At 67.1% G+C, this 21,530-nt stretch carries 19 protein-coding genes and 1 pseudogene; 12 read left to right on the top strand and 8 right to left on the bottom strand.

Annotation, left to right across the window (positions count from 1 at the left end):
• Window positions 1–11: 11 nt before the first annotated feature.
• From MJ797_RS15340 to MJ797_RS15330, 3 genes are read right to left on the bottom strand one after another with little or no spacing between them, the layout of a single operon-like run.
• Window positions 12–884, bottom strand: a complete 873-nt coding sequence (locus tag MJ797_RS15340) for an ABC transporter permease (protein ID WP_239335395.1) — start codon at window positions 882–884, stop codon at window positions 12–14.
• Complete coding sequence (locus MJ797_RS15335) at window positions 877–1,683, bottom strand: ABC-2 family transporter protein (protein ID WP_239335393.1); 807 nt, start codon at window positions 1,681–1,683, stop codon at window positions 877–879. The genes MJ797_RS15340 and MJ797_RS15335 overlap by 8 nt, the downstream gene beginning before the upstream one ends.
• A gap of 13 nt (window positions 1,684–1,696) precedes the next feature.
• On the bottom strand, window positions 1,697–2,701 hold the full coding sequence (locus MJ797_RS15330) for an ATP-binding cassette domain-containing protein (protein WP_239335435.1): 1,005 nt from the start codon (window positions 2,699–2,701) through the stop codon (window positions 1,697–1,699).
• 498 nt (window positions 2,702–3,199) lie between these two features.
• Between MJ797_RS15330 and MJ797_RS15325 the strand changes: the two genes are divergently transcribed.
• From MJ797_RS15325 to MJ797_RS15315, 3 genes and pseudogenes are all read left to right on the top strand, one after another.
• Window positions 3,200–3,739: a YceI family protein gene (locus MJ797_RS15325; RefSeq protein ID WP_239335391.1), complete on the top strand. Its 540-nt coding sequence runs from the start codon at window positions 3,200–3,202 to the stop codon at window positions 3,737–3,739.
• Between the two features lie 544 nt (window positions 3,740–4,283).
• Window positions 4,284–4,799: pseudogene (locus tag MJ797_RS15320) on the top strand (ATP-binding protein); the annotation flags it as partial.
• A gap of 97 nt (window positions 4,800–4,896) precedes the next feature.
• Complete coding sequence (locus tag MJ797_RS15315; RefSeq protein ID WP_239335387.1) at window positions 4,897–5,439, top strand: hypothetical protein; 543 nt, start codon at window positions 4,897–4,899, stop codon at window positions 5,437–5,439.
• A 237-nt stretch (window positions 5,440–5,676) separates the two neighbouring features.
• On the opposite strand, the gene MJ797_RS15310 is transcribed toward MJ797_RS15315, so the two are convergent.
• Window positions 5,677–6,258, bottom strand: coding sequence for a Uma2 family endonuclease (locus MJ797_RS15310; RefSeq protein ID WP_239335385.1), 582 nt, complete (start codon window positions 6,256–6,258; stop codon window positions 5,677–5,679).
• A gap of 83 nt (window positions 6,259–6,341) precedes the next feature.
• Window positions 6,342–7,328, bottom strand: a complete 987-nt coding sequence (locus MJ797_RS15305) for an aldo/keto reductase (RefSeq protein WP_239335383.1) — start codon at window positions 7,326–7,328, stop codon at window positions 6,342–6,344.
• A gap of 295 nt (window positions 7,329–7,623) precedes the next feature.
• On the opposite strand from MJ797_RS15305, the gene MJ797_RS15300 reads away from it, so the two are divergent.
• From MJ797_RS15300 to MJ797_RS15265, 8 genes are all read left to right on the top strand, one after another.
• A complete protein-coding gene (locus MJ797_RS15300) occupies window positions 7,624–9,087 on the top strand; it encodes a TerD family protein (protein ID WP_239335381.1) in 1,464 nt (487 codons plus the stop codon).
• Between the two features lie 110 nt (window positions 9,088–9,197).
• A complete protein-coding gene (locus MJ797_RS15295; RefSeq protein WP_239335379.1) occupies window positions 9,198–9,875 on the top strand; it encodes an AIM24 family protein in 678 nt (225 codons plus the stop codon).
• A 44-nt stretch (window positions 9,876–9,919) separates the two neighbouring features.
• Window positions 9,920–10,870: an AIM24 family protein gene (locus MJ797_RS15290; protein WP_239335377.1), complete on the top strand. Its 951-nt coding sequence runs from the start codon at window positions 9,920–9,922 to the stop codon at window positions 10,868–10,870.
• Window positions 10,871–10,889: 19 nt separating this feature from the next.
• The gene (locus MJ797_RS15285) at window positions 10,890–11,849 is read left to right on the top strand and encodes a sucrase ferredoxin (protein ID WP_239335375.1); all 960 of its coding nucleotides are present in this window, start codon (window positions 10,890–10,892) and stop codon (window positions 11,847–11,849) included.
• A 121-nt stretch (window positions 11,850–11,970) separates the two neighbouring features.
• The gene (locus MJ797_RS15280) at window positions 11,971–14,820 is read left to right on the top strand and encodes a hypothetical protein (protein ID WP_239335373.1); all 2,850 of its coding nucleotides are present in this window, start codon (window positions 11,971–11,973) and stop codon (window positions 14,818–14,820) included.
• Window positions 14,821–14,960: 140 nt separating this feature from the next.
• Window positions 14,961–15,398: a multidrug efflux SMR transporter gene (locus MJ797_RS15275; RefSeq protein WP_239335371.1), complete on the top strand. Its 438-nt coding sequence runs from the start codon at window positions 14,961–14,963 to the stop codon at window positions 15,396–15,398.
• 229 nt (window positions 15,399–15,627) lie between these two features.
• Entirely contained in the window at window positions 15,628–16,092 is a 465-nt protein-coding gene (locus MJ797_RS15270; protein ID WP_239335369.1) for a flavodoxin family protein, read from the top strand.
• A 437-nt stretch (window positions 16,093–16,529) separates the two neighbouring features.
• A complete protein-coding gene (locus MJ797_RS15265; protein ID WP_239335350.1) occupies window positions 16,530–17,678 on the top strand; it encodes a Fic family protein in 1,149 nt (382 codons plus the stop codon).
• 237 nt (window positions 17,679–17,915) lie between these two features.
• Here MJ797_RS15265 and MJ797_RS15260 read toward each other — a convergent pair whose 3' ends face one another.
• The gene (locus MJ797_RS15260; protein WP_239335349.1) at window positions 17,916–18,200 is read right to left on the bottom strand and encodes a type II toxin-antitoxin system RelE/ParE family toxin; all 285 of its coding nucleotides are present in this window, start codon (window positions 18,198–18,200) and stop codon (window positions 17,916–17,918) included.
• Window positions 18,197–18,481, bottom strand: coding sequence for a type II toxin-antitoxin system Phd/YefM family antitoxin (locus MJ797_RS15255; RefSeq protein ID WP_239335348.1), 285 nt, complete (start codon window positions 18,479–18,481; stop codon window positions 18,197–18,199). Before MJ797_RS15255 ends, MJ797_RS15260 begins: the two co-directional genes overlap by 4 nt.
• A 99-nt stretch (window positions 18,482–18,580) precedes the next feature.
• On the opposite strand from MJ797_RS15255, the gene MJ797_RS15250 reads away from it, so the two are divergent.
• A complete protein-coding gene (locus tag MJ797_RS15250; RefSeq protein WP_239335344.1) occupies window positions 18,581–18,907 on the top strand; it encodes a flavodoxin in 327 nt (108 codons plus the stop codon).
• A 27-nt stretch (window positions 18,908–18,934) separates the two neighbouring features.
• Here MJ797_RS15250 and MJ797_RS15245 read toward each other — a convergent pair whose 3' ends face one another.
• Window positions 18,935–21,298, bottom strand: coding sequence for a 2OG-Fe(II) oxygenase (locus MJ797_RS15245; RefSeq protein ID WP_239335342.1), 2,364 nt, complete (start codon window positions 21,296–21,298; stop codon window positions 18,935–18,937).
• Window positions 21,299–21,530 lie beyond the last annotated feature (232 nt).

Here is a 21,530-nt window from a genome sequence, read left to right as displayed (position 1 = left end):
ACGTTTGATGATCAGCTTCCGGTCGACCGGTAGTGCCGCAGGCCGGTACGCCATGCGACCGCGGCGAGCGCGAGCCCGGTGGCGGCGACCAGTGGTGAGGCGAAGCGGGCCATGATCGGCAGGCCGAGTGGGTCGGGCTTCGCGAGTACATACAGCGCGGGCTGCCAATTGAGGAAGGCCAGCGGCACGATGAAGGTCAGCGTCCACATGCCGTGCCGTCCATACAGCGACATCGGGTACTGCGTCAGGAAGTTGCCGCCGTAGGTGACCGAGTTCATCGCCTCCGCTGTCTGCTGGACGAGGAACTGGACGGCCGCGCCGATGATCCAGATCGCGCTGAACAGGGCGACACCGGCTGTCAGCAGCACGGGTACGAGCAGCACCCGACCCGTGTTCCACGGAACGTCCAACCCGGCGATCGCAAGCCCGAGTACCCCAAGCCCCTGAGCGAGGCCACCGAGCCGACGTGGCGAGAAGCCGTCCGTGGCGACCTGGACAAGCAGCCCGACCGGCCGGACCAGCATCACATCGAGGCTGCCGTCGCGGATGCGTTCGCCGATGCGCTCCATCGAGCCGAAGAGCAGGTTGGACACGGCGAACGAGGTGGCGGATGTTCCGTAGAGAAAGGCCACCTCGGCGAGGCTGAAGCCGGCGAGCCGCGGCACGTTTGTGAACAGCACTTTGATCACCGCGATGTCAAGGCCGGTCGCGAGAAACTGTCCCATCGTCAGCAGCATCACCGATCTGCGGTACTGCCAGGATGCCCGCGTCCACATCCCGGCGAACAGAAGATACTGGCGTACCAGGAGAAAGCGGCCACGGTTTCCGGCCGCAGCATCTCCTGCCGGTTCCAGCCGGGGCGCCGGGCCGGCGTTCTCACCCACCCTGGATCACCAGCTTCCGGGTGGCCTGAGCGGTGAGAAGGCCACCGATCCCGAACAGCGCGGCGGCCCACGCGGCCTGGAAGGCGAGCCCCGTGAACAGTGACGTGTCCGTACGCTTACGCAGGAAGATGTCCGCTGGTATTTGCATCATGGCGGCGAACGGCAGGGCCTGGGCCGTGGCCCGCAGCGCGGCGGGCATGATGGCAAGAGGGACGGAGACACCGGAGAAGAATATCGCGCACAGGGTGTAGGCGTTTTCCAGGCCTCGTTGATCGAGCAGCCAGAACGAAGCGAGAGCGATCAGATAACGCAGCCCGAAGCTGACCAGGAAGCCCAGCATGATGGATAACGCGAACAGCCCCCAGATGGTTGGGTCGCTGGTGATGCGCAGGTCGAACAGGACCGCGGCGACCGCCATCGGTGGCACCCCGCGGACGACCAACTGGACGGCGCCGCGCCCGGCGTCATCCGCCAGCCACCAGGCCTGGAGGTTCACCGGCCTGGCCAGGTCCACGGCCACAGCGCCGGAGCGGATGCGTTCCGGCAGCTCGATGCCGCCGCCGAACAGTGCCATGGATGTGATCAGCGCCTGTCCGAGAAACACGAACGTGACCACGCCGGCGGTGTCGTACCCACCGAGACCTGGCCGTTGGCTCCAGACCTGGAGCAGGACGTAGGCGCGAATGATCCCGAAAACGGTGTTGGTGAACGCTCCGGCGGCGGTCGCGGCTCGGTAGCTCGCGTATCGGCGGGCGCTGCATCGGGTGACGGTGAGGTAGGTGATGAGTGGGGCTGTCATCGTGATCAGGTCATCACCGCGCGGTTGTCGGGTTGGGCTTCGGGCCAGCCTGGCTGGGCAGGGGCGCCCCGCTCATGCCCGCGGCGTAGAGCTGGGCGATGACGTCTTCGATCGCGGGCTCCCGGATGGACAGGTCCACCAGGGGGTAACGGTTGGCGATCGCGGTGACCAACGGTGCCGCGCTTGCCGCTGTGGGGAACGCCAACCACTGGCGTGGCCCGTCGACGCGCACCACCCTGGCACCGGCGACGTCGATCGGCGGGTGCGGTCCAGAAAGATCGACGATCAGAGTGCGTTCGCCACCGATGCGGGCGCGCAGATCGGTCAACAGCCCGTCGAAGCCGAGCCGGCCCTGATCGATGACCAGCACTCTGGGGCACAGCTGCTCGATGTCGGTCATGTCGTGGGTTGTGAGCAGGACCGTTGTCCCGTGTTCGCGGTTGAGGCCGGTAAGGAATTCACGCACCGCGGTCTTGGACACGACATCAAGACCGATTGTCGGCTCATCAAGGTAGACGATTTCGGGGTCATGCAGCAGCGCTGCGGTGAGATCGCCGCGCATGCGCTGGCCCAATGACAGCTGGCGGACGGGGGTCTCGAGAAAAGGAGCCAGTTCGAGGATGTCGACGAAACGGTCCAGATTCTGTCGAAATCGGGCGGCTGGAACATGATAGATATGCCGGAGCAGGTTGAAGCTGTCCCGCAGCGGCAGGTCCCACCACAGCGTCGTGCGCTGTCCGAAGACCACCCCCAGGCGATGGGCCAGCTGCATCCGCTGCCGGGAAGGATCAAGACCGCTGACCCGGATGCGGCCGGTGGTGGGCGTCAGGATTCCGATGAGCATTTTGATGGTCGTGGACTTGCCGGCGCCGTTCGGTCCCAGATACCCGACCATCTCGCCGGCCCGGACGCGGAAGGTCAGATCGGTTACGGCCGGCACGTCCACTCGTTCGCGGCGAAACCGGCCGGCCCTGCGCCGCAGCACGAACGTCTTTTCGACCTCGGCGACATCGATCACGGTATCGGTATCGGTATCGGTATCGGTATCGGTATTGGCGCGGTGCGGGTGAGCTGCGCTCTGCCGCCCATCGTGTGGATCATCGGTCTGCCCTGCGGACGGCTGGCGCGGCACGGTCACAGCCAATGATCATAGCGGTGTCGTTGTCTTATGGCGACGTTGGATCCGGCGGTGGCCGGGCGTGATCGGATACGGGGCTGGACGCGCCGAGGCATCCTCGCGCCTCGCGCCCCAGCCTTGTTTTTTGATCCACGCCCCTATTGCCGGGCGCTCTTGTTTTCGTGTTAGACTGGCAGTATTCATCGTCGGTAGGCGGGCAATCTGCTCACCGGTAATTTATGTAAATGTCATTCGCGCGTCGTGTGGATGATTTTCTTGTTGGATTCTGTCGACGCTGGGTGGGGCCCTGGTATGCCGAACGACGTGCTACCACGGGGCCTCCCGCCGGTCCGGCGATGGTGGAATGATCGCGGTTTTTCACGGTTGTCAGGAGGGACCATGGCAGGACAGTCGGTATCGGCGCGGGCCGTGACGGTGCCCCATGTCGGCACCTACCGCATCGTCCCCGACCGCTCCACGGTGCGGTTCACCACCCGCGGTATGTTTGGCCTTGCCAAGGTGGCCGGTATCGTCGCGATCCGCGAGGGCGCGGTGATTGTCGCCGACCCGATCGAGAAGTCCAGCGTTCGCGCCGTGCTCGACGCCAGCAGCGTCAACACCGCCAACCGCAAACGGGATGACCATCTCAGGACAGCGGACTTTCTCGATGTTGCGTCCTACCCGGATATCACGTTCATCGCCGACGGAGCCCGGGATGCGTCTGGCGCGTGGGTTGTGCCCGGTACGCTCACCGTCCGCGGCGTCTCCCGACCGGTGGACCTGACTCTCACCGCCGCGGTACCGGCCAGTGGCGAGACGCGGTTCAACGCCGTCACCCGGATTGATCGAAACGAGTTCGGTGTCACGAAGATGAAGGGGATGGTCGCTCGTTACCAGGCGATCGAGCTGGATCTCGTCGTGGTGCAGTCCCCTGGGTGAGCTGGAAAGCGGCAGGCGCGCCCTTGCCGAAGGCTTCGATTATCGGTTGCGTTCCCCGAGTTCCGCCAGGCCATGCTCGCTCTCGGCGGCTCCGGCTGACCGCGGCGTCGGCTGCCCGGCATAGGTCGCGATTGCCTGGCTGTGCGCCACCGAGACGGCCGACAGCTGGATATCGTGCTGTGTGCGTACCCGTTGCGGGACGCCGCGGGGAGGGTCCAGTGGTTCCTGGTCGCTCCCGCGGCGGCGGAATATGCGGATTCACCGGACGACTCGTTCGGGCACATCGGCGATCGGACGATTGTGGAGTGGGGGTTTCGCCAGGCTGAGCTCTTCATCGTCATCTACGATTCCCAGACCCGTTTCTGGCGGCTGAGCGCCGGCGCGAAATCCATGCTGGGTCTCGACGGGACCGACCTACGCGGGCAGTCGTTCATGGAGGCGTCGAGTCCCGCGATCGTGACATCGATGTGGGGCTTGCGGCGTTGTGCGCTGTCCTCGCTCCGCTCCGCTGCGCTCCGGCAACGGCCCGCCTGGTCAGCCGGTGCCCTCCTCGTCCCTGGAAGCCGTCTGCGACCGGGTGCTTGGTACTCTGCTGCCCGAGCATCCCGCCGATGACGTCGCGCTGTTGCTTGCCCGTACCCGCGCTCTCGACGCGAGCCAGGTCGCCAGCTGGGACCTGCCCGCTGACCCGGCTGTCGTCGCCCACGTCCGGGCGGGGGTACTGCGCACCCTTGGCGCGTGGGGACTGGCGGAAGCCGCGTCCACCACCGCATTGCTCGTCAGCGAGCTTGTCACCAATGCGATCCGCCATGGGCGTGCCCCCATCCAGGTGCGGCTGATCCGGGACACCGCACTGATCTGCGAGGTCTCCGACGCCAGCAGAGCCGCTCCGCACCTGTGCCATGCCCGTGCCTTTGACGAGGGCGGACGCGGGCTGTTTCTGGTCGCCCAGCTCGCGGCACGCTGGGGCACTCGCCAGACTCGCGATGGCGGTAAGATCATCTGGGCTGAGCAGGCGCTGGCCGCGGCCCCGCGGAGCGAGGTTTGCGAAGGCGCGTGACGGTTTGTGCGGCAGGGCTCGTGCAGCGACGTATGCGATCGGAGCTATTCGGGGCCTGTCGGACACCTCGTGCGTCGACCGGATATGCTTGCCCATCGTGACCTGCATCGTCGGTCTTGAGCATGACGGCAGGGTGATCATCGGTGGTGACAGTGCCGGGGTGGCCGGCTACTCGATCACGATTCGCGCTGACACCAAGGTGTTCCACAACAGTGAGTTCATCATGGGCTTCACCTCCTCGTTCCGGATGGGTCAGCTCCTGCGGTACAGCCTGGTTCCGCCCCTGCCGCGCACCTGGGACATCGACCGGTTCATGGCCACCGACTTCATCTCCGCGGTGCGTGACTGCCTGCGTGAGGGTGGCTATTCCCGCAATGAGTCAGGCTCGGAGGAGGGCGGGGTGTTCCTGGTCGGTATCCGCGGACGCCTGTACCGCATCGACTCCGACTTCCAGATCGGGCGCAGCATCGACCTCTACGACGCGGTTGGCTGCGGCGAGGAGTTCGCGCTCGGCTCCTTGTTCGGCAGCGCGCATCTCGACCCGGAGGAACGGGTGGGGCTCGCGCTGGAGGCGGCCGCGCATCACTCCTCGGCGGTCTGCCCACCCTTCCACCTGATGTCCAGCCCGGATCCCGGCTGATCCCGTATTTTCCGCGATCGCGGGGGTTCCGCGCGACCATCCACGAGGCGCTGCGGCGAGACGGTCCAGATTCTCCGCGAACTACCCCTCGGCGCGGGGCGGGCGCATCCAGTCGGGCAGGGAGGTCATGCCCCAGCCCAGGACCGCTCCAAGCCGGTAATCCTTCAGCCGGCTCCGCGATCCCGCGGGATCGCGGGATTCCGCGGTCCGCACGGGTCCGCACAGCGCCCGGGACAGTCAGCCGGACCCGCGGCGCAGGAGGCTGTTGAGGTCCAGGCTGATGTCGAACGGAACAGAGCGCTTCAGGGCGCCACGATAGATGCCGGCTGGGGCGTAGCTGCCCGTCGGCTTGTCCAGTTCATATACATGGGCAACGGGCGTGCCGTCCTCGTCTTCGATGTACCAGTAGTGGCGGATTCCAGCCTCCGCGTATTTGCGCAGCTTGACCGTGCGGTCACGGTGTGCGGACTCCGGAGAGAGGACCTCCACGACAAGCAGGACGTCCTGCGGTGCGTAGCAGGTGCGGTCTGGATCATATGGCGCAGTGGTCACAAGAAGATCCGGCTCGGGGCGGTTGCGCTCGTCGAGCCGGACGGTCATCTCCCGCTCGACCTCGATACCACCTGGAGCCTGCTCCATGAGCGCGACAGTGAGAGCGGTGACGAGACGACCATGCCAGGACCGCTGCGGTGACATCATGAAGACGAGTGCTCCGTCGATGAGCTCGGTGTGTCGGGGCGCCTCCGAGAGACGGTCCAGATCCTCTGCGAACCACCCCTCGGCGCGGGGCGGGCGCATCCAGTCGGGCAGGGAGGCCACGCCCCAACCGTAGCGAGTCGGCGGGCATCCAGCCATGAGGGCCGGGCAGCCCGAGGGTGAGATCCCACCGGGCGGCCCGGCGGTCAGGATCGGCGCAGGCTGCCACGCAGGAGCGCGGTAACGGCTGATCGTGCTCCGCGGGCCGGTTCGAAGGCGTCGGCGGCGGTCGTCAGCGCATGGGCCTCCTCTTCGGTCAACGCTATGTCGGCGGCGGCCACATTGCTCTCCAGCTGCGCGAGGCTGGATGCGCCGGGAATCGCCACCACATTCGGGTGCCGGATCACCCAGGCCAGCGCGACCTGTGCCGGGCTCGCGTCGTGGGCCGCGGCAACATCGCGCAGGACGTTGAGGACGGGCCGGGCAGCGTCGAGGTTCTCCGGGAGGAACAGGGAATTCATCGCGCGTACCCGCGACGGCGGGGGGTGCTCGCGGGTGTAACGGCCGGACAGCAGGCCCTGGGCGAGAGGGCTGTACGCGATGATCAGTCGGTCGTTCTTCACCGCGTAGGGCAGTAGATCGCGTTCGGCCTGGGGGTGCAGGAGGCTGAACCGTACCTGGTTGGAAAGCACGGGGGCGCCGAGCGCCTCCTCAGCCGCCTGCCACCGTTGCAGCGAGTAGTTGCTGACACCGATCGTGTCGACGAGGCCGACCCGTTGCAGGGCGGCCATGCCCCGCATGGTGCTGCTGTCCGAAACGAGCGGGTTGGGCTGGTGCACCTGGTAGAGGTCGATCTGACGGATGCCAAGCCGGTTGGCGCTGGCCACCGCCCGCTGTTCGACCACCGGAGCCACCGGCAGCACCGGGAACAGCTTGGTGGCGACGATGGCCGTCCCGCCCGCGCCGGCCTCCCGCAGCGCGCCGCCCAGGATCCGTTCGCCGCGCCCGAACGCGTAGACCTCGGCCGTGTCGAAGAACGTCACACCAAGCTCACGTGCCCGCCGGACGATCGCCGGCGCCTCGCTGGCCGCGTAGGCGGCGCCGTAGCCCCACTCCTGGGAGCCGAACTGCCAGGTACCCAGCCCGATCACGGAGATTTTCTTCTTTGTGGTTACTCCATCGACATACCGCATCACTCCAGTGAACGCTACGCGGAGCCGGCGCGCGACTTGGCCATGCCGGACGCGTCCGTGACCGGTTCTGGTTTGATATCGGCATCTTCGACCGGCGCCAGTCGTTCTCGATCGGCGCTGGTCATTGAAAAAGATCTACGCCGGCCGGCGGATCGTCCGACAGTGGCCGCGCGCGTGGAGCTGTGATCGCGTTGTGGCTGGCCTGTTAGGTTGCGGACAGTCTGGTTTTCGAATGGGTGCGACACGGGCAGACCGGACACGAGACAGGCCGGCCCGCAGGGCGAAGGGGAGCACAGTGGTCCAGCAGTTCAGCCGGGGACAGAAGAGCCAGCTGTCCGCGATCACTCCTGGCACTGACCTCTACATCGGAATCGCGCTCGTCGCTCCCGGCCTGAGCTGGGACGTGTCCTGTTTTGGGCTGGACGCGAACGACCGGCTGTCCGATGACCGGTACTTCATCTTCTTCAACCAGCCGAAGTCGCCGGAAGGGTCGATCCAGCTCCTGGGTGAGCAGGCCGGCGACACGCAGTCCTTTCGGGCGACGCTGAAGGACGTACCCGCGGGTATCGACAAGCTGTCGTTCTGCGCGGCGATTGACGGTGCCGGGGCCGCGTCGCAGATCTCCGCTGGTTACTTCCGGATCGTCGTCGGTGGCAGCGAGGTCATGCGCTACGCGTTCACCGGAGCGGACTTCAGCAGCGAACGCGCTGTTATGATCTGCGATCTTTATCGCAAGGGGGTCTGGCGGGTCTCGGCCGTGGGGCAGGGTTTCGATGGTGGGCTTGCCGAGCTGATCCGTTCCTTCGGCGGGGAGGTGGAGGAGCCGTCGGCCCCGCCGCCAGCCGCGCCCGTCGGGTTCGGCCCGCCGGCTGGTGCCACGCACACCTACGCGCCACCAGCGCCTGGTCTGGATTACGCCAAACCACCCGCCGCCCCGGCGTCCGCGCCGCTACCAGCGGCACCGGCACCGCTACCGACGGCATCAGCGCCGGTAGCGCCGACGACAGGGTACGGCCAGCAACTGCCCGGTGGGTCCGGCCCGCAGGCGCCTGGCGGTCTCGGCCCGACCGAGATCCTGCCCTCCCAGATCCAGCCGGTGCGGCCAGGCGCGATGAACAGCCTGAACCCCTACCGCGAGGTCCCCACGGCCGGCCGGTGGACGCAGCAGAACAGCAAACTCGTCAAGGTCACGCTCGGGCAGGGCCCGGACGTACTCGCCCTCCGCGGCTCCATGGTCGCCTATCAGGGCGACATCGACTTCGACTACAAGGGCGCTGGTCTGCGTGGGATGCTGGAGAACAAGCTTACCGGACAGGGCCTCAAGCTGATGACGTGTAAGGGGCGCGGTGAGGTCTTCCTTGCTCACGACGCCACCGATCTCCATATCGTCGAGTTGAGCGGCCAGCCGCTGTGCGTCAACGCCAAGAACATCCTGGCGTTCGACAGCACCCTGAGCGCCGAGGTCAAGCGGATCGAGAGCCCGGGGATCCCCGGCGGCGGCTTCTTCCATTTCGAGGTTTCGGGCCAGGGCTCGATTGTGGTGATGACGAGGGGAACGCCGATGACGCTGAACGTCGCCGGTCCGACATTCGCCGACATGAACGCTCTGGTGGCCTGGACGGCTGGCATGCGGGTGAGTGTCTCGACCCAGGTGCGCATCTCCCGCCAGATCTATGCCGGCAGCAGCGGGGAGTCCCTCGCCCTGCAGTTCATGGGTTTCCAGGGTCATTTCGTCGTTGTCCAGCCGTACGAAGTCTAGGGCGTGGCGAGCCGGACAGATGACTTTCACGCCCTAAGAGCGCGTTTGGGATCGTCATTCCGGCTCACTGACCGAAAGCCCGATCTCAAACACGCTCTAAGGAGGCTGTGGTGCGGGGAACGCTGATGGACCACTTCGGCCAGACCCAGTTGATGGACCGGATGAGCGGGCATGGTTCCAAGATTGCCAAGGTCGTCATGCAGCCCGGTCAGGATCTGTTCGCCAGGGTCGGCTCGATGATCGCCTACGAGGGCCTGATCGACTTCAATCCTCAGCCGCCACAGCTGCGGCGGATCGCCTCCTCCTGGGCGACTGGCGAGGGCGTGCCGTTGATGACCGCTGTCGGGCAGGGCCTGCTCTACCTGGCCGACTACGGCAAGGAGGTCATCGTCGCTCAGCTCGCGGGTGAGGGCCTGTCGGTCAACGGCAAGAACATCCTCGCGTTCGACGCCACCTTGCAGTGGGGGATCGAACGCGTCCGCGGCGTCAGCATGTTGTCTGGGATGGGCATGTTCAACGTGGTCATCCGCGGCCATGGCTGGGTCGCGATGACCGCGAAAGGCAATCCGATCGTGCTCGACACGCGGGAGGCACCGACCTTCGTCGACACCGACGCGCTGGTCGCCTACACCGACGGCCTGCAGGTCCAGCCGCGGCGGACCGCTCGCCTGGGCGGGCTGATCGGGCGCGGTTCGGGTGAGGCCTTCCAGCTCGGCTTCTCCGGTCAGGGGTTCGTCGTCGTGCAGCCGAGTGAGGACGAGCGGCCGAACATGTCAGTTCGTGGGTGACCTGGTTCGCGCTGGGCCTGGTTGGTGCATGAGAGGATTCGACGATGAGCCACGGTGGATTCGCGGGTGGCCCGTCCGGCGGCTACCCGCCCGCGGGCGGTGGGATTCGCAGCACACTCCTCGGTAATCCCGAGGTGTCAACGGGGGAGCGCTTCGCCCTGCAGAACGGCAAGATGCTCAAGGCGACGCTCGGTGCCCAGGGAATGCGCGAGTTCTACGCCCGCAAGGGTGCGATGGTCGCCTACCAGGGCGGCGCCAGCTTCGACGGGCACTGGGAGGGCTGGGGCCACCAGTTCCGCTCGCTGTTCCAGGACGGCGAGGGCCTGAACCTGATGAAGGTCTCCGGCGGCGGCACGGTCTTTCTCGCCCACCAGGCCCAGGACGTGCACATCCTCGACCTCACCGGTGACGGTCTGACCGTGGACGGCAAGAACGTGCTCGCCTTCGACCGGGACCTGCACTGGGACGTCGTCCGCATCGACTCCCAGGTCTCGATCGCCGGAGCCGGCAGCTACCAGGTGGAGCTGTCGGGGAACGGCAAGGCCGCGGTGGTGACCTCGGGTGCTCCGCTGGTCATGCGGGTGACGCCGCAGAACTACTACTTCGCGGATGCCGACGCGGTGGTCGGCTGGTCATCGAGCCTGCAGGTGTCGATGCAGGCTGCCGTGACGTCGTCGTCGGTATGGAAACCGCGCGGGAACACCGGGGAGAGCTGGCAGATGCAGTTCTCCGGTGACGGATACGTGATCGTCCAGCCATGTGAACTACTACCGCCCTACAACGCGCTCGCCGGTGCGGGGCTGGCTGGACATTTCGGGTTCGGCGAGGCCGGTTTCGCTGGCAACCAGATGCAGGGGCATGGTGCCGCGGGGCAGGGCTCCTCAGAACAGGGCCACGGCTCTGGCGGAGGACTTCCCGGTGCGCTCGGTGGTGCGCTTGGTGGTCTGTTCGGCAATCAGGGGCACGGCCGGGGTGGTCTGTTCGGCGGTCGCTGACCGCATGACCTGCCACTCGATGACGCTGCCGTTCCGCTGTGCGCCGTGGACACGGGAACAGGGCGTGGACCCGATCGGGTCGGCACTGACCTGCGACGCCCTGTTGCTGGTGGAGGTGCCACCGCCGTGGCCGCGCGACGTGGGCGAGATACCCGCCTTCGCGGAGGCCGGGCGCCGGGCCCGGCCCGATGCCATGCGTCGGACCCGGTTGCTCGCGGTCAGCCCGACCGGCGACGTCACACCCGGCCGCGAGTCGCGAGCGGGCGTGCGGGTCACCCGGTGGCAGCGCGCGGGTTCGAACCGTTTCGTGGGCGCTGACCACGTTGTGCCTCGTGAACGGCTTGTCGACGGGCTCGTCCGGCTCCTCGACGGAGGTGACGGCGCGCACGACAACATCACGGTTCAGACCGCGCCTGCCGAGGTCCTGCTCTGCGGCCATGGCCAACGGGACCGGTGCTGCGGCCGGGATGGCGCCCGCCTGTGGATTGAGGTGGCATCGCGCTGGCCCGGCGTGCGAGTTCGCCGGTGCAGCCACCTCGGCGGGCATCGGTTCGCCCCGACCGGGCTCACCCTCCCTGACGGGCGGGCCTGGGCGTTTCTCGATCCCATGATCCTCGACCAGATCGTGCGTCAGGACGCCCAGCCGAGCGAGCTGCGTGGCAGTTACCGGGGCACCACCGCACTCGACCGGTGGGGGCAGGTGGTCGAGCGGGAGCTGTTCGAACGCTTCGGCTGGGAGTGGCTCGACCACGAGTTCACCTCGTCGCGCACCGTTGTCATGGACGACGGGCGGGCCGCGACCGTGGAACTTGCCTGGCAGGGGCCGACCGGGGACGCGAGCGCCACCGCGGTGGTCGAGGTCATCCGGGAGATTCCCATGCTGGTGTGTGGTGAACCGCCGGAGTCCGCTGAGCGGACAAGCCCGGAGCTTGCCCCGCGTTTCGTCCTGATCCGCCATGGGGCTGCCACCCCACAGTGATTGCCGTATGCGGCTGGCCGTATATTCGGTGTTTCATTGCGGACACAAAGCGGCCAGGCATGGGTGAACCGATCGGTTGGCTTCCGGAGGTAACCCGTGTCCGGCCGGTTGGGGGGCTCTGTTGATTCCGTTTTTCGACGGTGTTGTCGCTTTATTCCGGCTGGTCGACCTCCTGGTCATGCGTCGCCGACCGGTCAGGACGGTGTTGCCGCTCGTCTGTCTGGAGCGTGAATCCGGCCAGGACGGGCTGTTGGCCGACATCCTGGCGCGTTTGCGGCAGCCGATTCCGGTATCGGTGCCGAGCGCCCGGGTGGATGCCGGGATCGAGCACGCGAGAATCGCCTCGACCCGCTTGTCCGGGGAGGCCGGGCCACCATTGCCCCCGCCCCGGCTGCCGGTGCTGCACGCGCTGTGCGCCGAACTGGGCCGGGACAAGTTCGGCATGCCGCGGCTGCGCTTTGACCATTATCTGCTTGCCGACTGGCTGACCCAGCAGGACCTGCGGGGGAACGGACTGGGCGAGCAGCCCACGGAGCTCCTCGGCCGGCTTCGGGATCGTTTCCGGGGAAACTCGCCGAATCCTTTCGCCGGTCTTGCCGACAGCGTGCCCGACCCGACGGTCAAGCCCGCGTTCGTGTTCGTCGCGCGGCTCTGGCTGCTGGTCCGGTTCTGGCTGCGGGTCAGTGGGCGGGTACCTGGTCTGGGCCGCCAGACCCGCTGGTTCATGCGCCAGCGGTATGTGGCGCCGGGAGCCGGGAACTTTGTCGGGTTCGCCGAGCGGCTCACCGTCGGCGCTGTTGACAGCGAAGTCCCCGAAGAGGTCGACAAGCTGCTCGTACACGCGTTTCTGCAGGATCTGCGGATGGCGTACCGACGCCGGCCGTGGCGGATCCGGGCCTGGCGGCGGACGGCGAACCCGGTGGCGCTGGTTGACAACATCACATCGGACAACGGCGGGGTTGCTTTACTGAACATGATCGGTGATGTCCGCAGCGAGACCGGCCATGACGATCCGCTGTTGGTGATCGCTAGCTGTGATGGCCAGCTGGCTGTTTGCGATCTTTCCTGGCTGAGTATGCCGGCCGAGCCCGTGGCCGTGGCTCTGGATGCCGAGGCTCACTGGCTCGACGGACTGGGACGGCGCCGCCGACGGCGCGATCCCGGCGCATGGGTGCTGCGGCTGACGGTGCCCGCTGCCCGTCAAGCCACCGTGACCGAGACAGCCGAGCTGGCCCGCGTACCGGCTTTTACCCCGCGGCGGCCGCCGGTGCCGGCCCGTCCCATGGTGCTGGCATCCCTGGTCACCGTCGTCGTCCTGACTGCCGCCACATCGCTGCTGTGGGTCTGCTGGCCCCACCGCCTACCGGATTGCCTGCGGTCATCGGGCGTGGGGATCTCGGTCGAGCTGGTCCCGAACAAGGTCGGGACACCCGACTGCGTCGGATACAGCGACAACGCCAACCGGATATTCGGGGCCACGGGTGACGAGAAGCAGCCGGGCAGCAGACGGCTGCTGGCCGCCCAGCGTGAGATATTCCGGCAGAACGAGTGCGCTCGGGACATACACGAGAAATACCCGGCGCGCCCGTACATCACCCTGGTCTATCTGGCCGGGTTGAGCACGACATTGGACGAGGGGGATGCGTGGAGCGCGGCGCAGAGCGAGGAGCTTGAAGGAATTCTGCTCAGGCAGACCACCCAGAATGGTGTCCTCGCAGCGGACGGGGCTTGTAATTTTGCCGGCGCGGACAGATCTGACCAGCCACTTCTTCGGATTGTCATAGCCAACGGCGGATCGCGTATGAGCAGCGCGGTCGACGTGGTCAGGAAGAACCTCGTACCGCTCTTCACGGACCGGAGCGTGGTCGGCGTCCTGGGCCTGGACCGCAGCATCCCGGAGACCGAGGACGCCATCGCGGAACTGGGGCGGAACGGCATTCCAGTAATGGCGACAACATTGTCGGGGGATGGGATGGCTGACTTCTCTCCACTGTATTTCCAGCTGGTGCCGACGAACAAGAAGGAGGCGCAGCTGGTGGCGAGGTACGCAACCTATCTGAAAAGAACCCGGGTGCTCGTCTCCTATCGATACGAGGATACCGTAGAACCCAAGGACAGGTACGTATCGACCTTGGTGGCTAATTTGAAGGAGGAATTAAAGGAGAAGTACCATGACCGGGCGTGGACGGCTCGGAGCCAGCCGGGATCCAGTAGTGAATCCTGCGAGGGGGGTGATACCGTACTTTTTTACGCGGGCCGCCATGAGGATTTCGCGAAATTCGTTAACTACGTCCACGGCCAGTGCAAAGATGTGCCGATCGTCGCTGACGACGCGGTATCCCGTGTCATCGCTGTCACCGGCTCCTCCGATGCCGCCACGCCGGAGACCAGCAGGATTCCCGCGGGCGTGACAGTCGATTACGTCTCCAAGGCCAGTGCGGTCGTCCTCGCTGGTCAGGATTGTTTCAGGGGTATTTACAAACCTGACAACAATCCGGGCCAAGGGGCTATGGCGAATTTCTGCACGGACTTGGGTGAGCTCTACAAGACCAGGTTGCCGGAGCTGCTGTCAGGAGGCGACGGGCAGCCGCAGCCGGTCCCGGGACTGCGGTGGCCGGGCGAGCGAGTCGGCCTCGCCTATGATGCTGTCGGCTTGTTTCTGCGTGCGGCGAGCGCGCCCAAAGGCTACCCGGAGAGATTAGGGAGGTTCACACCGAGCCCATCCTCGGTCGGTCAGCAACTGCGGGACATCACCGGCTCCCAGCGGGACCCGGAGTACGCCACGGTGACAGCGGATTTCGATTTCAGGGGCGCCCGAGTGGCCGACAACAGGGAACTGGCCGTGCTGGAGGTGCCTGATGTCCGCAGGTCGGCTACCACACCCACCTGCGTGTATGTGCTCAGAGACAACAACAGACTTTTCGGAAAAGACTGCCTGGCCGTGCAGCAGCTGGCGGCCGCGTCGCGGTGAGGGGCGGTGAGGGGCTGACCGGGGAGGGGCGGTGAGGGGCTGACCGGGGAGGGGCGGTGAGGGGCTGACCGGGGAGGGGCGGTGAGGGGCTGACCGGGGAGGGGCGGTGAGGGGCTGACCGGGCGGGGCGAGCCAAAATAATGATCTTAGCAGGCGCTGAGCACAGTCCCGCCGATCAACAGCGGTATCCGTGCCGGGCCGCGGAACAGGTTCTCAAGGGCACCTGGCACGGGTACGGTCCAGGGGTGGCCGGGGTTGTGGTCGTGCAGTTGGCCGCGGCGATCGCGGTCGAGGTCATCGCCACTACGTTGTTGCGGGCCTCCGACGGCTTCACCCGCCTGTGGCCGTCGGTCGTCGTGTGCGCCTGCTATCCGTTGTCGTTCTACCTGCTGTCCCTGGTGTTGCGTCAGATCTCGATTGGAGTCGCCTATGCGGTGTGGTCAGCCGTCGGTACCGCGGCTATCGTGATTATTGGCGTCGTCGTCTACGGGGAGCCCCTGACCACGCTCAGGATCATCTCGCTCCTGCTCGTCGTACTTGGTGTCCTCGGCCTGCAGCTCGGCGGAATCCGCCGGTGATCTGTTCGTCCATGCGGCGGAGCCGAAGTCTTTGGGCGTGCCTGTTCAGAGGCCCAAGATTGTAGTCCGTGCCATGACCGCGGGTATGTCTCGATCAAGTCTCATGGCACGTCTCTTCTGATTGTCTCATCGGGAACTGGGGCCGCCGCGCCTGGACCGCACGATATGCTGCTGCCCTGTTCTCCGGGAGAGGGAAGGCAAGGCGATAAGGCAAAGGAGATGCGGTAGGATGGCCCCGATGCCGACACTACTCGTTGTTCACCATACGCCGTCGCCGACAATGCAGGCCATGCTTGAGGCGGTAATAGCAGGGGCGCGGGATGACACCATCGAGGGCGTAACGGTGGAGGTGCGGCCGGCGCTGGCCGCCACGGCGGTTGATGTACTGGCAGCGGATGCCTATCTGCTGGGGACTCCCGTGAACATCGGATATATGTCCGGGGCGCTCAAACATTTCTTTGACCAGATCTACTACCCCGTGCTCGAGGCGACCATCGGCCGACCGTATGCGTTGTACGTTCACGGCAACTCTGACACCACTGGCGCGGTCCGCGGGATCGAGACGATTGCCACCGGGCTGAAGTGGAAACGCCTGCGTGAGCCCCTGTCGGTTGTCGGCGAGGTGGACGCCGCCGTGCGCGAGGCTTGCCGGGAGCTTGGAGCAACGGTCGCGGCCAACCTGATGAAGAACTGACGCCGGCCGTGGCCTCGGTGTCTTGAAGAGGCGTGGCCGGTGCGTACGGTGTAGCGGTCCTCGTCCAGTGTCCGCGGGCCCGCGCGGCGAGGCCGCGGGGGTGGATCTGTTCGGCGGGCAGACTCGTGACGCGGTAGAACACATCCTCGGACACGGCCGGCGTCGCGGTGACGATCTTCTTGCGCCGGGTTTGCCGGCGCCTTCTGCCGGGTCGCGGCCCGACGCCTCGCCCCCGCCGCGGCGGGCCTGACCACCCGCGGTCCCGACGCCGCCCGCGCCTTGGGCCTGCTGCGCATCTACGCGCTGTGACCTGGCCGCAGAGCTGGGTGTCATGCACCCCTGCTGGCGATCGCGCGCTGGATCCATCTCCAGCGCGGCGACCGCGACCTCTGGAGGCGGCCTCTCGCTCTATGCTACGAGGCTTGTAGCATCGTCGTATGTTGTTCCGGGTGCCGGAGATCGAGGCGGCCGATGAGCGGGTCCTCGCGGAGCTTGAGCGGTTCCGCGTCGATCTGCGTCATCAGGTGGGCGAGCCGAGGCGTTGGCTGGGGCAGTTGCGGCGGAGTCTGATAGCGGGGGCGATCCGGGGCTCGAACACGATCGAGGGCTACACCGTCGAGGCCGCCGACGCCGAGGCCGTCGTGGCCGGCGAGGAGATGCCGAATCGGCACGACCAGCACACGCAGGACGCTGTCACGGGCTACGCGGATGCATTGACCTATGTGCTCCAGGCGGCAAGGTTCGAAGTGTTCAGTTACCAGCCCATGCTGCTGTCAGCGCTGCATTTCATGATGCTGCGCGGCGAACTCGACCGGTCGCCCGGCCGATATCGACTTGGTCCGCTCTGGGTCACCGGTGCGCCGGACAACCCACCCGTCTACACCGGGCCGGACGCGGCGCGGGTTCCGGAGCTGATGGACGAGTTCTGCGCCTGGCTTCAGGAAGGCGATCGCGATGCCCCGGCTGTTGTTCGGGCGGCGATGGCGCATCTGAACCTGGTCAGTATCCATCCGTGGCGCGACGGCAACGGCCGGATGGCGCGCTGCCTGCAGACGCTGGTGCTCGCGCGCGAACTGATCCTGGCCCCCGAGTTTGCCAGCATCGAGGAATGGCTCGGCTCGTCACCGCACAACACGGCTATGTACTACGCGGCGTTGGCTGAGACGCAGGGCGGAAGCTTCGTTCCGGAGCGGGACGCCCACAGCTGGGTCCGGTTCTGCCTGCGTGCGCACCATCTACGGGCACAGCTCGTCCAACGGCGGCTCGATCTGGCGGCCGAGGTCTGGCGAGTTCTGACCGACCAGGTCGCTGTGGCCAGGCTGGGGGAGCGATCGGTGGCCGCGCTCTACGCCGCGACGCGCCCGGAAGGCGCGCGCCGGGCGACCTATTCCCGTGACGAGGGATTGACCCGTGACCAGGCGATACGAGATCTGCAAGGCCTGAAAGCCGCTGGACTGATCGAGGAGATCGGGCACGGCCGGACCCAACGGTACATCGCTGCGGGCGCCGCCGCCGAGGCCGAACGAACGATCCGCGCAGCCCGTACCTCCCCGCTGCGTGATCCCTATGCCCCAGACCCACGCTGACGGCTGTATTACTGGACCGGCGTCAGGCCCGTCGTCGTCGTGCACGTACTTCGCCCGATCGTCGAGGTGCTGCGTGCCTGCTCGCCGTGCGGCAGGTTCGTGGAACCGGAGCACCTCGAAGCGAGCTTCGCGTCGTCGAACACCTGACCGCGGACCGTCCCACCGGGCTGCTCCCCGTCCGGTTCGCGCGTCCCGTTCCTCGGCGACTCGCCAGCATACGGAGAAGTGATCTGTTTCTCACAGGTGGTAGACGTCTCTTCGGTGCCGGACGGAGTGAATCTCTACCAGATGCTTGGCGGCGTCGATGCGGTAGATGATGCGGTAAGTTCCGCGGCGCGCCGAGTAGAAGCCGTCGAAGGGCTCGTCCAGCGGCTTGCCCACCCGGTGTGGGCTCGTGGCGATTGCTCGCTGGATCGTCTCCAGTGCGGCCGCCGCGACCTCCAGGGGCAGGTCCTCGTGGAGGTTTCTCCGTGCCCTGCGCGACAGTGCGATCTCGTAGGATGCGCCGCTGGTGGCCGTCACCCGCCGCCGGACCGTCGTTGTTCCAGGCCTGCTGCGACGTCGCCCAGAGTGAAGGTGTCGCCTGCGGCGAAGTCGTCCCGCGACTGCCGTAGATCCGCGAGAGCCTCGTTGTCCGACAGGAGGTCGAGGGTCTCGCGCATCGAGTCGTACTCGGCAACGGAGATCAGCATCACGTCCGCGCGCCCGTTGCGCGTGATTGTGAAGTGATCATGTTCTTTGGCTACCCGCTCGGCCAGCTCAGCGATCCGGGCCTTCGCCTCGGTGATCGGTATGGTCTCCATGAAGACCAGTATAAGGACCGGTCGCTGTTCTGGTCTTCTTGGTGGCCGTCCGGCCTCGGGCTGTTCATCCAGCGTGGGCTGTCATCGACGAGGCGAGCGATGCGGGAGGTAGTGCCTGGGGCGGGCGAGGAGACCAAGGGCGATGACACACTACGTAGCCGCTCGGCGCACCCGGCTTTCGGCAAGTTCTGTGACCAGATCTACTACCCTGTGCTCGAGGCGACCATCAGCCGGCCATATGAGTTGTATGTTCACGGCAACTCTGACACGACCGGCGCGATCCGCGGGGTCGAGACCATCGCCACCGGTCTGGAGTGGAAGCGTCTGCGGGAGCCGCTGTCGGTTGTCGGCGGGGTGGACGCCGCCGTGCGTGAGGCCTGTTGGGAGCTTGGGGCGATGGCCGCGGCCAGCCTGATGCCCGCGTGACTCGAATCCGGAATCGACGGATGGAGGTCAGGTGGTCTGCGGGGCGGGTGGCACGTGCCATTCGGCGGCCAGCCAGTCAAGGTCCGCCTGGTCCTTGGCCCGCTGTGTCAGCTCGTCGGTGAAGAGCGCGTCGGTCTTCTGGAGAACGAGGGTGTAGGGGCGGCCCTGCCGGCGGGTGACATGACTGACGGGCAGTTCGGCGGCGTCGATCCGGGAATGGACGTGCCGCCTGCGCTGCTCGGCGAGCGGCCAGTCGAGGGTGCGCTGGCTCGGGTCCGCGAGGAACGCGCGCAACGTCTCGCACAGTTCGCACCCGCAGCCGTCCGCGGCCAGCGTGATCGACCAGTCCGTGGCGGCACGCGATGGGAGCGCCAGCCGGGAGCGCAGCCGCGCCGCGCAGTCCGCTGCCAGCTCGCCGAAGCCGGTCTCGTCGCGGGTACCGTTGCCGCCGGGCGCTGCCGCGGCGCGTAGCGCGGGCATCTCCAGCGCGGTGACCGCGTCCTGCTGTCGCCGGACGTGCTCGAGGACCGTGTCCCGGGTGTCCGCCGGCCCGGTCGTGGCGGCGGCCGTCAGTACCGAGGCAAGCGGTGCGCCCAGGGCGTCGAGGCCGCCATCGCGGCTGCGCGGGGATGACGACCGGGCCGCGCTGTCGACCGCTTCCCGTAGCCATGTCCATGCCAGGTCGATGAGCAGCCGCGCGGCCGTCTCGCCGGCCCCCGGCTCGGCGCGCAGCCCCGCGCACAGCCCGGGAAGCGAGTCCGTCACCCATCGCCCGCGTTCCGGTCCGCTGACTGTCCAGTACGGCTGTCCCGCGCCTGCCCACGTTCCCAGCAGCTGCGCGGTCCAGGGCCGTCCATGCTGGCTGGCGAGCTTCGCGAAGGGCGCGGCGTCGTCGGCGGTCAGGTTCTCGATGTGGAACGGGCCCAGCAGCATCGACGCGGTCGCGGGGTCCGCTACGGCGTCCGCCGTGCGCAGGGCCTTGCCGAATGTCTCGGAGATCCTCGCGCTGTCTGTCAGCGTCCGCGCGCGCAGGGCGCCGTCCCAGAACGGTTCGAGCGTCGCCGCTGCGGCCTGCGCGTCCGTCGGTGCCATCGCGGCAAGCGCGTCCAGCGCCCAGCCGGGGGAGGTCTCGGCGCGGTTGGCGAAGGACTGCTCGCGGGGCCAGACGACGATCGCCGCGCGGTGGTACCAGCGGTCCAGTGTGTTGCCCCAGTTGCCCATATAGCCCTCGTAGTCCGAAGTGTAGGGCTCGAAGTCGTCTGTCCCGGTGGACGCACACACCTCGTCCTCGCCGACGTCCAGCGAGGTCGCTTCCAGCCGGTCGCCGTCCGGAGCTGTCCAGTGCGTAAGCGTGACCGTGGACTCGATCAGCTCCTGGATCTTGTAGTTGGCAGGGTCGTCAGCGTCCTCGTCCTCAGCATCCTCATCGTCGTCCCAGTAGCGCCGGCCTTGGTCCCCGTAGTAGTCGTCCGCCTCGTACGCGCTGTGCGTGGTCTTGATGTCCGCGAGCGCGAGGATGGCTTCGTACCCAGCCCGCTCGGCCGCTGCCTGCAGCAGGGAGCCGCGGGCGGCGTCGGCGCCCTTCAGCCCGCGCCAGCCCAGCGCTCGCGGGGTGTACTCGTGGTCGAGGAGGTAGACGAGCCGGTTCGGCGGGCCGGACAGGCGTCCGCGGTAACGGCTGAACACGGGTGTGCTGAAGTGCTCCCGGAGGAAACCGGCCAGCTCGCCGACCGCTCCCTCGTCGCCCTCTGGCAGGGCGGTGTCACCGCCGAGGAGCAGGTTGTAGGTGAGGGCGATCCGGTGCCCCGACCGGATCTTGGCGACCTCGTGCCGGCAGTCGGCGTAGAAGGCGACCAGCGAGAGCTCTGCCGTCGAGCCTCGGTAGGTGTTCTTCTCGTCGAGGTGACGTACCGTCAGCTCGCCCCCGGTGTGCTCGGAGGGCAGCGTCACCACCAGGGTGCCGATCATCGAGTCGTCCTTCTCGCTGTCCTGGTGGGCGCGGAAGAACTGGCCCGGCTCGTACACCAGCAGGGAATGAAGGCCGGCGGTGAGTTCGGCGGCGATCGGCAGGCCCAGTTCGTCTTTCACCGTCGTCAGAATGTCGTTCAGCGCGTCGTCGTCCCACCTGGCGTGGACGAGCTCCGTCGGGATCTCCCACGTGTCGCGGACGCCTGGGTCGGTCAGCGTCTCCTCGCCGCGGCCAAACCGGGCGGGCTGGCCGCGGCCGAGGAGTTCGCGCGCCTGAGCGGAAGACACCGGGAACGCGACGGACCCGATGCCGTCGACCTCGAGGCTCAGCACGTCCGCACTCGTCGTCGAGGCAACGCTGAACGCGCCCGCCACGTCTCCTCGAAGCATCCTCGCCAGCTTGTCCCGCGCCACGGTCGCCATCGCCGCATTCCTTTGTGTTTGTGAGCGCTGCACCGTCGAGCATGAAACTAGCAACCTCCCACCCACCCGACACCCCCTGGCACCGGCGATCTGCGTCGGCTGGCCTCCCTCTGGCCTTGAAATGCCAGCCGGCGGGGCTGAGAGCGTTGTCAACGCGACGGCAGGCCCAGGTTCTGCGGTATGTCGCGTAGGTGGTGGCGGCCCGCTATGAGCTCTGGGCCTGTGCGGGGGG

This window comes from Protofrankia sp. CiP3, from assembly GCF_917627345.1.
Taxonomy (GTDB): Bacteria; Actinomycetota; Actinomycetes; order Frankiales; family Frankiaceae; genus Protofrankia.
Note: the sequence above shows the minus strand (reverse complement) of the source record. Positions and strands in the feature narration are given on the sequence as shown.